Below are 13,699 nucleotides of genomic sequence, written 5' to 3' on the forward strand. Positions count from 1 at the left end.
CAAATGCTCCTTATTTGCTAGCTGCCTGCGATTGCGGGACGGGCGCTGGAGCCTGTTTTGGCTTGGATTCTGCGGTGTCGTTGGCCACGCGCACCAGATCGCCTTCGTTCAGAAAGCCCGCTCCGCGCACGGCCACGGTGGCGCCCGCGTCCAGCCCGGCGGTGATCTCCACCCGGTCGGCCACGCGGCGGCCCGGCTGCACCTTGCGCTGCTGCACGCGCTGCTGGCCGTCCACCACAAACACGTAGAAGAAGCCATCGCGCACCACCACCGCCTCTTGCGGCACGGTGAGCGCCTGGCCCTCGCCCAGCGCAAAGTCTCCGCGCGCAAACATTCCGGCGCGGATATCGGCGTGGGCGGGCAGGTCCACATAAACCAGGGCGTTGCGTGTTTGCGTGTCCACGGTGGGCGCCACCATGCGCACGGTGCCTTCCACCGCCGCGCCGCTGGCAGCCGTGACCTGCACCTTGGCGCCTGTGCGGATGCGCGCCAGCTCGGCCTGGGTGACTTCGGCGCGCCACTCCAGTCGGCCCTTGCGCACCATGCGGAACAGCTCGGTGCCCGAGCCCACCACCGCACCCACGGTGGCGGTGCGGGCGGAGATCACGCCGCTGTCGGGCGCCAGCACCTGGGTGAACTTCAGCCGCAGCTGCTGCGCGTTGAGCTGCGCGCGGGCGGCCTCCACGCGCGCCTTGGCGGTCTGCTCGGCGGTGGTGTATTGCTGGATCTGTTGCTGGCTCAAGGCACCCGAGGCTTGCAGGCCTCGCGCACGCTCGGCGTTGGCGGCGGCCTCGGCGGCGTTGGCCTCGGCTTCCATCACGCTGGCGCGGGCCTGGGCCACGTCGGCCTGCACGGTGTCGGCGGCAAAGGTGGCCAGCACTTGGCCCGCCTTGACCACATCGCCCACGTTCACGTTCACGGCCGTCAGGCGCAGGCCGTTGCTTTCAGCGCCCACGCTGGCCTCCTGCCAGGCGGCCACGTTGCCGTTGGCCGACAGGCGCTGGGGCACGCTGGTGCGCTGGGGCTGGGTGGTGGTCACCGTGAGGGCGGGGCGGGGTTGCGCGGCGGCAGGTTGGTCGGCCGCGCGCGAGGCGCCGGTGTGCAGCAGCGCGGCGCTGCCGGTCAGCACGCACAGGGCGACCAGGGCCAGGGCGACGGGAGAGAGTTTGAATGCGGGCATGTGCATCGTCCGTTTCTTCAAAAAGGGGGCTCGGGTTTGGGGCGCTCAGAGCGCCGGGGCGGCTGGCGTGTTTGGGGCTGTGGGGTTGGCGGCATCAAAGCCGCCCCCGGCTGCGCGGTACAGCGCCACCCAGGCCGACTGGCGCTCGTGCTGCAGGGCCAGCAGCGTGCGGCGGGCGTCTTCCAGCTCCACCAGGCTGGCCAGGCCACCGCGCCAGCGGGCCTCGGTGGCGTCGAACGAGGTGCGGTAGCCCTGCACGGCGGCGCGGGCGCTGTCGGCGCGCTCGGCGGTGCTTTGCAGGCGCACCAGGGCTTGCTCGACCTCACTCACGGCCTGGCGCACGCGGCCCTGGTACACGGCCACGGCCTCGTCGTAATGGGCGCGGGCGGCATCCACCTGCGCCGTGCGGCGGCCACCGTCCAGCAGCGGCAGGCTCAGTGCCAGCGGGCCGAAGGACCAGGTGCTGAGGTCGGTGGTGGTGCCCGCAGCACGGCTCCAGGCGGTGCCCACGGTGCCGGTGAGCGACAGGCGTGGCCAGCGCTGCGCCTGGGCGCTGCCCACCTCGGCACTGGCGGCGGCCACTTCGCGCTCGGCGTTGTACACATCGGGCCGCTGCGACACCACCTGCACGGGCAGTGTGGCGATGGTGAAGCGGGCTTCGTCAAAGCCAGGCACGGGGGCGGTGGTGATCTGATTGCGCAGGGCGGGCTCGGGCTCGCCGGTCAGCGCCACCAGGGTCTTGAAGTTCCACATCGCACTGCATGCGCTGCTGGGCCGCGCGGGCCGTGGCCTCGGCCGCGCTGGCGCTGGCCAGGGCCGCAGTGGCGGGCGCGGTGAAGCCTGCGCGCTGGCTGTCTTGTGTGAGGCGCGCGGTGGCCGCGCGTGACTGGGCATCGCGCTCGGCCACATCCAGCTGCTGCAGGCAGGTGCGCAGGCTGCTGACCTGCAGCGCCACCTCGGCGGCCACGCTCACACGGGCCTCGTGCCACAGGGCCTGGGCACCGGCCAGGCGTTCGGTGGCGGCATCGCGCGTGGCCTGGTTGGCACCGAACAGGTCGATCTCCCACCCCGCCTGCAGCCCGGCCTGGGCGGTGGTGGCGGGCGTGGTCACAGGGGGCGTTACGCCTCGGCTGGCGCTGGCCTGCGCATCCAGCGTGGGCAGCAGGGCAGCGCGGGCGGTGGTCTGCGTGGCGCGGGCCTGCTCTACCCGGCTGCGTGCCTGCGCCAGGTTCGGGCTGATGCGCTGGGCGGATTCGATCAGCGCCACCAGCACCGGGTCATTGGTGCGCGCCCACCAGTCGGTGAGTTGCTGCAACTGCCCGTCGTGCGGCAGCGGGGCCTGCCAGCTGGTGGGGGTGGCGGGTGCCACCTGCGCGGGCGGGCGCAGGGTGGTGCAGGCCGTCAGGGCGGCGGCCAGGGGCAGCAACCACCCCAGGCGGCGCAGTGGGGTAGGGCGCTTGCGGGGCGCGAGGGAGGTGGGTGCGGTCACGGGGCATCTCCGGCTGGGGCCTGGCGGCGGCGGGTTTCGCCAGCAATCAGGTGGTGGGCAAAGTCGATCAGCCTGCGGGTGGTGGCTTGCAGGCATTCGGGGTCGTTCAGCAGTTGCGGTGCCATCTGCTGGATCAGGTCGCGGTGGGCGTAGTACTGCAGCGGCAGGGCCGAGATGGCCAGCGCCAGGCGGTGGATGTCGTCGTCGGGCGCGGGCGCGCCCACGGCCTGGCACAGCAGCCGGATGAGGGTGCTGTGCAGGGGCTTGATTTCGCTGTCCAGCTCCTGCTGCCACAGGCCGGTGGGGTCCAGCATCTCGCGAAAGTGCAGGCGCATGCACAGCTCCACCTGGTCGCCCATGTCCAGCGGGCGCATGAAGCCGGTGAGGAACTGCTCCAGAAAAATGTCCAGCGAATGGCCGTCGGGCCCGGCATCGGCCTGCAGCGGCCCGCCCAGGGGCTCGGCATAGGCCGCGTTGTACAGGCCTTTCTTGTCGCCAAAGTAGTAGCTGATGAGGGCGGTGTTGGCCCCCGCCGCTTCGGCGATCTGGCGGATGGAGGTCTTGGCGAACCCGTTTTCGGCAAACAGCCGCAGCGCGGCGCTGAGCAGCCGTGCGCGCGAGTCGGCCGCATCGGGCGTGGCAGGGGAAGGGTGGGGGGCTGGAACCATGGTGCGGGATTACACCACGAGTTAATCAATTGATTAATTAAATTTTTGTGTCAGAACGCTGCGGTGGTGTTGCAGCGCATTGGGCACGCCCGATAGCCCTGCGCTTGCAGGACGCCGCCGCGTGGCTGGGTAGGGCTGGGGGCATGGCACAGGCGCCGCCGGGGGCAGCCTGGCTTGCCGCCAGCCTTGCGGCTGCTACTGGATGCCGCAGAGATGTGTGCTATCAAATAAGTAGCTGCTGGCGCTTATCCATTAAGCGCCAGCAGCCATTTTGGCTTGAAACGCAGCAGCCTCAGTGCCCGGCCCCGAACACTGCCTGCCACAGCGCCAGCACGGCATCGCGCTCGGCTTGCAGGGCGGGGGGCTCGACCTGGGTGGGGGCTTCGTCCAGCCGTGCGCGGTGTTGCACGCGGCGCAGTTCGCGGTAGGCGTTGGCGGCGGCGTGGCCCACGCCTGCGGGCAGCAGGCCCACTTGCTCGGCCCGTTCCAGCAGGGCGATGTTGCCCAGGTTGCCGCGCAGCTCGGGGTGGGCGCCAGATTGCGACAGCACCAGGTACTGCACGGCAAATTCGGCATCGACCATGCCGCCCGGGCTGTGCTTGACCTCAAACATGCCGCTGGGCACCGGGTGGGCGGAGCGCACGCGCTCGCGCATGGTGACGATCTCTTCCTTGAGCGCGCTGGCGTCGCGGGCGGAGGTGATGACGGCTTCGCGCACCGCATCAAAGCGGGCCTGCAGCTCGGGGCTGCCCAGCACGAAGCGGGCACGGGTCATGGCCTGGTGTTCCCAGGTCCAGGCGGTGTTGCTGCCGCGCTGCTGCTGGTAGTTGGCATAGGCATCAAAGCTGGTCACCAGCAGGCCCGAGTTGCCGTTGGGCCGCAGCGCGGTGTCGATCTCGTACAGGTCGCCCTCGCCGGTTTTGACGGTGAGCCAGTTGATGAGCTTGCGCACAAAGGCGGCATACACCTCGGGGGCGCGCTCGTCGTCGTCGTCGAACACAAAGACGATGTCCAGGTCGCTGCCGTAGCCCAGCTCTTTGCCGCCCAGCTTGCCGTAGCCAATGATGCCGAACTGCGGCACCTCGCGGTGGCGGTTTTTCAGGCGGTTCCAGCACCACTGGGTGGTGATGCGCAGCACGCTGTCGGCCAGGGCGCTCAGGTCGTCGGCCACTTGCTCGACGGTGATGCGCCCGCCCACGTCGCGCGCCAGGGTGCGGAAGGTTTCGGCATGCTGGGCACGGCGCAGCAGGTTCAGCAGGGTCTCGTCGTCGTCTTCACCGGTGGACTGCAGCGACTTGAGCCGCTGCGCCAGTTCGCGTTCAAAGTCGGCCACCACAAAGCGCTCGGCCATCAGCGTGTCGCCCACCAGCTCGTCGATCACGCCGGGGTGCTGCAGCAGGTAGCGGGCGGGCCATTTGGCGGCGCCCAGCAGGGCCAGCAGTTGCTGGTGCACGGGCGGGCGCTCCAGCAGCAGGGCCAGGTAGCTTTCGCGGCGCATCAGGGGTTCGAGCCAGTTGGTCAGGCGCCCGGCAGCTTCTAGGCTGCAGCGGCCTTCGCCCAGCCACTGGGCGGTGCGCTGCACGATGCGGAACAGCCGCGCGCGGGCCTCGTCGCGCAGGTTGGCCACGCGCGGGTTGTTGCGCCACTCGGCCACGCGTTCGCGAAAGTCTTCGGGCAGTTGTTCCAGCAGGCTTTCCAGCTCGGGCGGTGGCGGGGCCGATGCCTTGGGGCCGCCGCAGCCGCCGCTGCATTGCTTTTTCTCGTTGCCGCCCAGCAGGGTGTCGAATTCTTGCGCCACCAACTCGCGGTGGGCGTCCAGCTCGTGCAAAAAGGCGCAGCAGTCGGGGTAGCCCATGGTGCTGGCAATCCAGGCCAGATCGTCGTCGCGTGTGGGCAGCACATGGGTCTGCTGGTCGTCCAGGTACTGGATGCGGTGCTCCACCTGGCGCAAGAAGACGTAGGCGCGGGCCATGGCGTCGGCCGTTTCCTGTGGCATCAGCCCGGCCTGGGCCAGGCGCTGCAGGGCCTCCAGCGTGGGGCGGCGGCGCAGCTCGGGGAACTGGCCTCCGCGCACCACCTGCAGCAGCTGCACCGTGAATTCAATCTCGCGGATGCCGCCGCGCGAGAGCTTCACGTCGTTGGCGCGCTCGGGGTGGCCCGCGCTGCGCTTGGCGGCGTGGTCGCGGATCTGGCGGTGCAGCGAGCGCAGCGCATCGAACACGCTGTAGTCCAGGTAGCGGCGGAAGACAAACGGCAGCACCACGCCGCGCAGGGCCTGCACCTCGGGGCTGCCAATGCAGCTGGTGGGGGCCACGACGCGGCTCTTGAGCCAGGCAAAGCGCTCCCACTCGCGGCCCTGCACCTGCAAATACTCTTCCAGTGCCGACAGCGAGATGGCCGCCGGGCCGGAATTGCCGTTGGGCCGCAGGGCCAGGTCCACCCGGAAGACAAAGCCGTGCTCGGTGGTGTCGCCCACCAGGCTGTAGATGGCCTTGACGGCGCGGGCGAAGTATTCGTGGTTGGAGATGCGGCCCCGGCCGCCCTCGATGCCTGCGGTGTCGCCGTCGTGCTCATACACATAGATCAGGTCGATGTCGCTCGACACGTTCAGCTCGCGCGCGCCCAGCTTGCCCATGCCGATGATCCACAACTGCACCGGCTGCCCTTGCGGGCCCTGGGGCGCGCCGTGGCGGCTGTCCAGCTCTTCACGGGCGTGGCGGCAGGCGTGGTCCAGGGCCAGTTCGGCCAGCTCGGTCACAGCGCGGGTGATATCGCCCAGGGGCGCACGCGCTTCGCAGTCCAGGCGGATGAGCCGTTCCATGACCAGTTGCCGCACCGTGCGCAGGGCGCTGGCCATGTCCACACCCCGCGCGCGCAGGGCGGCCATGGCCTCTTCCATCGTGGCCCGGGTGGGTGCGCCCGGCGGCAGCAGGGCCAGGTCCTGCCCATAGCGGCGGTGCAGCCGCTGGAAAAAGCGCGAATGCTCGGCCTGCCCGTCACTGGTAGGAATGGTGGCGCAGGGGGAAGGGGCGGAGGAATGGTTCTGCATGGCAGGCGCGGCGATCGAAGAAGGCAGGAGGCTGGGGAGAGGAACGCGTCAGGCTCAACAAGGCCCGAAGGCGGGGCGCAAAGTGCCGGTCAGGGGTGGCAGTACGGGCGTAACAGGGGCTAACACGCTGGCATGAACCTTCCGGAACCCAGCCCCTGGGGGCGGGTCATAATTCCGGCCACCTTCACGCGCAACATGACCGAATCGACCCCTCGCCCCACCCGCTTGCTCAAAATCGTGGCTGGGTTTGCGCGTTGGTCTTTGGGATTGATGCTGGCCCTGTGGTTGTTGCTGGCCATCGCCTGGGGTGCCCTTCATGGCTGGATTGTGCCGCGAATCGGCGAGTTTCGCCCTCAGATCGAGGCGCAAGCCACGCGGGCATTAGGGGTGGCCGTTCGCATCGGCGAAATCTCGGCCCGTTCCGAGGGGTTGATCCCCTCCATCGAGCTGCTGGATGTGGCGCTGCTGGACGGCGAAAACCGGGCCGCGCTGCGCCTGCCCCGCGTGGTGGTGTCGCTGTCGCCGCGTTCGCTGCTGCACTGGGGTTTTGAGCAGCTGTATATCGCCTCGCCCGATCTGGACATTCGCCGCGCCGCTGATGGCCGGATTTTTGTGGCCGGCCTGCCCATCTCGCAGGGCACCGGCGACAGCAGTGCGGCCACCGACTGGCTGTTTTCACAAGGCGAGGTGGTGATCCGCGAGGGCACCGTGCGCTGGAACGACGAGATGCGCGGCGCGCCCGAGCTGTCGCTGCAGAAGGTGGATGTGGTGCTGCGCAACGGCAACTGGCGCCACAGCCTGCGCGTGGACGCCACGCCCCCCGAGGCCTGGGGCGACCGCTTCACGCTGGTGGGCATGTTCCGCGCGCCGCTGCTGCGGGTGCGTGACAGCAATTGGCAGCACTGGAACGGGCAGCTGTTTGCCCATTTCTCGCGGGTGGATGTCTCGCGCCTGCGCCACCATGCCGATGTGGGCATTGACGTGGCGCGCGGCCGGGGTGCCCTGCGGGCCTGGGCCGATGTGCAGCGCGGCCAGATCGTGGGCGGCACGGCCGACCTGGCGCTGGCCGACGTGCACGCCACCCTGGGCGCGGGGTTGCAGGCGCTGCAGTTGCCCTCCATCGAAGGCCGCCTGGGGGGGCGCCGCCTGCAGGGGGGCTTTGAGTTTTCTACCCAGGGGCTGCAATTTGTGGCTGACGATGGCTTGCACTGGCCGGGTGGCAACCTCAAGCTGCAATACACCGAGGCTTCGGGCAAGGCGCCTGCGCAAGGCGAGTTCCGCGCCGACAAGCTGGACCTGGCCGCGCTGGCCCAGATTGCCAGCCGCCTGCCCCTGTCTTCCGCAGCCCACGATGCCATTGCCACCTACGCGCCCCAGGGCATGGTGCAGGAAATCCAGGCCACCTGGAAAGGGCCGCTCGACGCCCTGCAGCAATACCAGGTGCGGGGGCAGGTGCAGGGCCTCACGCTGGCCGGGGCCGCCCCGAAAGAGGCGAACCGTACGCTGGGCTTGCGCAACGCCAACGCGGAATTTGACCTGAACCAGGCCGGCGGCAAGGCCACGCTGGCCATCGAGGCCGGTGCCCTGGTGCTGCCCGGCGTGTTTGAAGACCCCGTGCTGCCGCTGGACGAATTCGGCGCCAATGTGCGCTGGCAGCTGGAGGGCGAGCGCATTGCGGTGCAGGCCAGCGACATCCACTTTGCCAATGCCGATGCCCAGGGCCAGGCCCGCGTGTCGTGGCACACCAGCGACCCTGCCCGCGTGGCGCACGGCTCGCGCTTTCCGGGGGTGCTGGATTTGTCGGGCGCGCTCACCCGGGCCGATGGCACGCGCGTGCACCGCTACCTGCCGCTGAGCATTCCGGCCGAGTCGCGCCGCTATGTCGAGCAGGCGGTGGTGGCGGGGGTGGCCAGCCATGTGGATTTCAAGGTCCGGGGCGACCTGCACGACATGCCCTTCAACGACCCCAAGCGGGGCGACTTCCGCATCGCCGCGAAGGTGAAGGACGTGACCTATGCCTACGTGCCGCCCAGCCTGCAGCCGAACGAAGCGCTGCGCTGGCCGGCGCTCACGCAGCTGGCGGGCGAGCTGATCTTTGAGCGCTCGTCCATGCAGGTGAAGGGGGCGACAGGCACCTTCATGGGCTTGCCGCAAACGCGCCTGACCAAGGTGGAGGCGCAGATTCCCAACCTGGATCGCACCGTGGTGGGGGTGAACGCCGAGGCGCGGGGGCCGCTGTCTGAAATGCTGGGCCTTATGGCCACCTCGCCCCTGGCGCGCATGACGGGCAACGCCCTGGCCCAGGCCAGCGGCACGGGCAATGCCGATCTGCAACTGCGGCTGAGCCTGCCCATCAGCGAGATCGACAAATCCAAGGTGCAGGGCAGCGTGACGCTGGCGGGCAACGAGGTGCGCATCACCCCTGACACGCCCGCCCTGAGCCGCGCGCGGGGCGTGGTGCAGTTCTCGGACACCGGCTTCACCCTGAGCGGTGTGCAAGCCCGCGCGCTGGGCGGCGATGTGCGGCTGGAAGGCGGTATGCGCGCCCTGCCCGCCGGGGCGCCGCCGTCGGAGGCCGCCATCCAGCTGCGCGCGCAGGGCGTGGCCACAGCCCAGGGTCTGCAGCAAACCCCTTCGCTGGGGTTTGTGTCGCAACTCGCGCAAAACGCCACCGGCAGCGCGCCCTACAGCCTGGCGCTGTCGTTCCGCCGGGGGGTGCCCGAGCTGCAGGTCAACACCACCCTGCAGGGCATGGCACTGGACCTGCCCGCGCCCCTGGGCAAGACGGCCGATGCCCAGCAGCCCCTGCGCTATGAACAAATGGTGGCGCGCGAATCCCTGGTGCCCGTTGCCGCCGGGGCCACGCCGCCGCCGCTGCGCGACCAGGTGACGCTGGACCTGGGCAGCATCGGGTCGGCCACCTACCTGCGCGATTTGGCAGGCGCCCAGCCCCGGGTGCTGCGCGGCTCGATGGGCGTGGGCCTGCCGGCCGGTGAATCTGCGCCGGTGGTGGCCGAGGGCGTGGCCGCCAACATCCGGCTGGGCCGGGTGGATGTGGATGCGTGGGCGCGTCTGTTTACCCAATCCACCAGCGCGTCCGGCAGTGCTGCAGGTGGGGCTGTTGGCGGTGCACGCCCCGGCGCCACCGCCGTGATGGGCCCCGGCCCGGCTCCGTCTCCGGCCATGGACTACCTGCCCAACGTGGTGGCCCTGCGCGCCACCGAGCTGTCGGCCCAAGGCCGCACCCTGCACAACCTGGTGGCCGGTGGGCTGCGCGAAGGCAACCTGTGGCGTGCCAACCTGGACGCCTCTGAACTCAACGGCTACGTGGAGTTTCGCCAGCCCACATCGGGCGACATGGGCAATGGCCGCCTGTTCGCGCGCCTGTCGCGCCTGAGCATGCCGCAGAGTGAAGCCACGCAGGTGGAAAACCTGCTGGCCGAGCAACCGGGCTCGTTGCCCGCGGTGGACGTGGTGGTGGACGACTTCGAACTGCGCGGCCGCAAGCTCGGGCGCATCGAGATCGAGGCACAAAACCGTGCGGGCGACGCTGTCCAGCGCGAGTGGCGCCTGAACAAGTTCAACATCACCACGCCCGAGGCCAGCCTGACCGCCACGGGCAACTGGGCCTTGCTGAGCCGTGCCCGGGGTGTGGCCGAGCCGCGCAGCGCCGAGCGGCGCACGGCGCTGAACTTCAAGCTCGACATCCGCGACTCGGGCGACCTGCTGGCGCGGTTTGGCATGGTTAACGTAGTGCGGCGAGGCAAAGGGCGCATGGAAGGGCAGGTGGGCTGGATTGGCGCGCCGTTCAGCCCCGACTTTCGCACCATGGCCGGGCAGATCAGTATCAACATCGAATCGGGGCAGTTTTTGAAGGCCGACCCGGGCCTGGCCAAGCTGCTGAGCGTGCTCAGCTTGCAGTCCCTGCCGCGCCGCCTTTCGCTCGACTTCCGCGATGTGTTCAGCGAAGGCTTTGCGTTTGACTTTGTGCGGGGCGACATGCTGATCGACCAGGGCGTGGCCTCCACCAACAACCTGCAGATGAAGGGTGTGAACGCAGCCGTGCTGATGGAAGGCAAAGCCGACATCGAGAAAGAAACCCAGGACCTGCGCGTGGTGGTGGTGCCCGAGATCAACGCCATGACGGCATCGCTGGTGGCCACGGCCATCAACCCGGTGGTAGGGCTGGGCAGCTTCCTGGCGCAGGTGTTCCTGCGTGGCCCGCTGATCGAGGCCGCCACGCAGGAGTTCCATATTGACGGCGGCTGGGCCGACCCCCGCGTGGTGCGCGTGCCCCGCCGCGGCCGCGAGGCCGCGGCACCCGCGCAAGGTGCCAGCGGTGCCGGCCCTGCGGCGCCAGGGCCGCAAAATGCCACGCCTGAGCTCCCTCGCACCGGAGACCCCTCATGATGAAAGTCGCTGCGATCCAGATGGTGTCTGGCCCCCGGCCCGAAGACAACCTGGCCACCGCCCGCGGTCTGCTGGAACAGGCTGCGCAGGCCGGTGCTGAACTGGCCGTGCTGCCCGAGTACTTCTGCGCCATGGGCCTGCGCGATACCGACAAGCTCGCCTACCAGGAGACCTGGGGCGAGGGCCCCATCCAGAGCTTCCTGGCCCACACTGCGCGCGAACTGGGGCTGTGGATTGTGGGCGGCACCCTGCCCCTGCGCACCACCGACCCCCAGCGCGTGCGCAACACCACGCTGGTGTTTGCGCCGGATGGCCGCTGCGTGGCCCGCTACGACAAGATCCACCTTTTCTGGTTTGACAACGGGCGCGAGCAGTTTCATGAAGGCCGCGTGATCGAAGCGGGCGACAACGCTCCGGTGCAGTTTGACCTGCCCGCGCGCGACGGCCACCGCTGGTGCGTGGGCTTGTCGGTGTGCTACGACCTGCGCTTTCCCGAGCTGTTCCGCGCCCATGCCCGCGCGGGTGCGGATGTGTTGCTGGTGCCCAGCGCCTTCACCCATGTCACCGGCCAGGCGCACTGGGAAGTGCTGCTGCGCGCCCGCGCTATTGAGAACCTGGCTTACGTGGTGGCACCCGCCCAGGGCGGTGTGCACGAAAACGGCCGCCACACCTGGGGCCAGAGCCTGGTGGCCGACCCCTGGGGCCAGGTGCTGGCGCAGCAGGCCCAGGGCCCCGGCGTGGTGCTGGCTGACCTGGATCCCGAGCGACTGCGCAGCGTGCGCCAGCAGTTGCCGGCACTCACCCACCGCGTTTTATGAGCGCCATTTCGCGCGCCATCTGGCGCCGTTGGCGCAGCGCATGGCGGCGCTGGTCGCTGTGGACCGCCCTGATCGCCCTCGTGGTGTCCATGCTGGTCACCATGGTGTGGCTCGCGGGCCGGTATGAAGCCAGCCAGGTGCAAACGCGGCTGGAGCGTGATACGGCCGATGCTGTCTCTGATGTGCGCGTGGCGCTGAACCGGAACCTGCAGAGCCTGCAGGCCCTGCACGCGTCTGACCCCGGCCTGCTGGCGTGGGAGGTGGAGGCGGCCGAACTGCTGCGCCTGCAGCGCGAACTGGTGCGCCTTGAATGGCGCGACAACGCCATGCGCCTGCGCACCCATGTGCAAACGCCCTACCGCGCCCTGATGTGGGACCGGGGCATGCGCGAGAACAGCCATTCGGAAGCCAACCAGGCGTGCAGCACCGCGCGGCGCCTGAGCGCCCCTGCGTATTCCGGCAGCTATTACCAGCCTCACGCAGACGGGCTCGGCTCCGAGCTCATGGAGCTGTGCCTGCCCCTGAGCGTCAACGGGCGTGCATCGGGCTTTTTGATTGCCACCTATTCGCTGCAATCGGTACTGGCCGACATGGTGGGTGCCAGCCTCACGCGCAGCCAGGAAGCCTCTTTCACCGAACCAGACGGCACCCGGCTGGCCGTGCTGGGCGCCTCGCGCCGGGGTACGCGCATGTTCACCGCGCAGCAGCTGCTGGACCTGCCGGGCACCACGCTGGTGTTGCGCCTGGACACCTGGCACACCGCGCCCAGCGTGTTCCCGAATGTGCTCACGGCCCTGGTCACGGCCATGTCGATCGCGCTGGTCACGGTGGTGGGCGTGCTGGTGCGCGACAACCGACGCCGCCTGCGCGCCGAGCGCGACCTGGGCGATGCGCTGGCGTTTCGCAAGGCCATGGAAGACTCGCTGGTCACCGGCCTGCGCGCGCGCGACCTGCAAGGCCGCATCACCTACGTCAACCCCGCGTTCTGCGAGATGGTGGGCTTCACGGCGCAAGAGTTGCTGGGCTACAGCACCACCGCCCCCGCCTCGGCACCCTACTGGCCCCCGGAGCGGGTCGAGGAATACCGCCAGCGCCAGGCCCACCGCTTTGCCGGAAGCGTGCCGCCACGGGAGGGGTTTGAGTCCGAGTTCATGCGCAAGGATGGAACGCGCTTTCCGGTGCTGATCATCGAGGCCCCACTCATCAACGCCCAGGGCCTGCACACCGGCTGGATGAGCGCGTTTCTGGACATCAGCGAACAGCGCCGGGTGGAAGAGCTTTCGCGCGCTTCGCAAGAGCGCCTGCAGGCCACCGCCCGCCTGGCCACGGTGGGCGAGATGGCCTCGCTGCTCAGTCACGAGCTGAACCAGCCGCTGGCGGCCATCTCCAGCTATGCCACGGGTTCGCTGAACCTGCTGGAGTCGGTGTCCGGCGACCAGCCGGTGCCCTCAAGCCAGGACCTGGAAGACGTGCGCATGGCCATGCGCCAGATTGCGCGCCAGGCCGAGCGGGCGGGCCGAGTCATCAAGAGCGTGCACGATTTTGTGCGCCGCCGCGATCAGGCCCGCGAGGCCGTGCCCGCGCAGCAGCTCATCGAGGCCATCTGGCCGCTGGTGAACCTGCAGGCCCGCAAGCTGGGCGTGAGCGTGCGCACCTCGGTCGAGCCCGACCTGCCCCCGGCCCTGTGCGACCGCACGATGGTGGAGCAGGTGCTGCTCAACCTGGCGCGCAACGCGATGCAGGCCATGGACGACCCCACCATCACCCGCCGCGTGCTGGACATCCGCGTGCGGCGTGCAGCGTCCAAAGGGCACAGCGGGTGGCTGGAGTTTTCGGTGGCGGATGGCGGCAGCGGCATCCCGGAAGAGGTGGCCAAGAAGCTGTTCACCCCGTTCTTCACCACCCGCACCGAGGGCATGGGCCTGGGGCTGAGCATGTGCCGCACGGTGGTGGAGCAGCACGGTGGGTACTTTGGGTTCGCGCCAAACGAGCCGCGTGGTACGGTATTCACTTTCACCCTGCCGGTCAAAATATGACATTCCCGGCGCGGGCTGCGCTGGCGTTCGAGTGGGCGTAACGAACGCA

The 13,699-nt window shown here is 69.5% G+C and carries 6 protein-coding genes and 1 pseudogene; 3 read left to right on the plus strand and 4 right to left on the minus strand.

The genetic code is table 11. The annotated features are described in order from the left end of the window. Positions 1–10: 10 nt before the first annotated feature. The 4 genes and pseudogenes from PQV96_RS00350 to glnE form a co-directional block, all read right to left on the minus strand. On the minus strand, positions 11–1,180 hold the full coding sequence (locus PQV96_RS00350; protein WP_207373595.1) for an efflux RND transporter periplasmic adaptor subunit: 1,170 nt from the start codon (positions 1,178–1,180) through the stop codon (positions 11–13). Positions 1,181–1,225: 45 nt separating this feature from the next. After that, a pseudogene (locus PQV96_RS00355) lies at positions 1,226–2,624 on the minus strand (efflux transporter outer membrane subunit). 41 nt (positions 2,625–2,665) lie between these two features. Then, on the minus strand, positions 2,666–3,337 hold the full coding sequence (locus PQV96_RS00360; RefSeq protein ID WP_142082762.1) for a CerR family C-terminal domain-containing protein: 672 nt from the start codon (positions 3,335–3,337) through the stop codon (positions 2,666–2,668). A gap of 292 nt (positions 3,338–3,629) precedes the next feature. Further along, entirely contained in the window at positions 3,630–6,386 is a 2,757-nt protein-coding gene (gene glnE / locus PQV96_RS00365) for a bifunctional [glutamate--ammonia ligase]-adenylyl-L-tyrosine phosphorylase/[glutamate--ammonia-ligase] adenylyltransferase (protein WP_273624225.1), read from the minus strand. A 195-nt stretch (positions 6,387–6,581) separates the two neighbouring features. Here glnE and PQV96_RS00370 point away from each other — a divergent pair, with 195 nt between their 5' ends. From PQV96_RS00370 to PQV96_RS00380, 3 genes are read left to right on the plus strand one after another with little or no spacing between them, the layout of a single operon-like run. Then, positions 6,582–10,796 carry a YhdP family protein gene (locus tag PQV96_RS00370; RefSeq protein WP_273625297.1) on the plus strand — a complete coding sequence of 1,405 codons (4,215 nt, stop codon included), beginning with the start codon at positions 6,582–6,584 and terminating at the stop codon, positions 10,794–10,796. After that, positions 10,796–11,614, plus strand: a complete 819-nt coding sequence (locus tag PQV96_RS00375) for a carbon-nitrogen hydrolase family protein (protein WP_207374277.1) — start codon at positions 10,796–10,798, stop codon at positions 11,612–11,614. The genes PQV96_RS00370 and PQV96_RS00375 overlap by 1 nt, the downstream gene beginning before the upstream one ends. After that, positions 11,611–13,650: a two-component system sensor histidine kinase NtrB gene (locus PQV96_RS00380; RefSeq protein WP_207374250.1), complete on the plus strand. Its 2,040-nt coding sequence runs from the start codon at positions 11,611–11,613 to the stop codon at positions 13,648–13,650. Before PQV96_RS00375 ends, PQV96_RS00380 begins: the two co-directional genes overlap by 4 nt. Positions 13,651–13,699 lie beyond the last annotated feature (49 nt).

It is taken from the genome of Acidovorax temperans, from assembly GCF_028596105.1.
In the GTDB taxonomy this organism is placed as follows: domain Bacteria; phylum Pseudomonadota; class Gammaproteobacteria; order Burkholderiales; family Burkholderiaceae_C; genus Acidovorax; species Acidovorax temperans.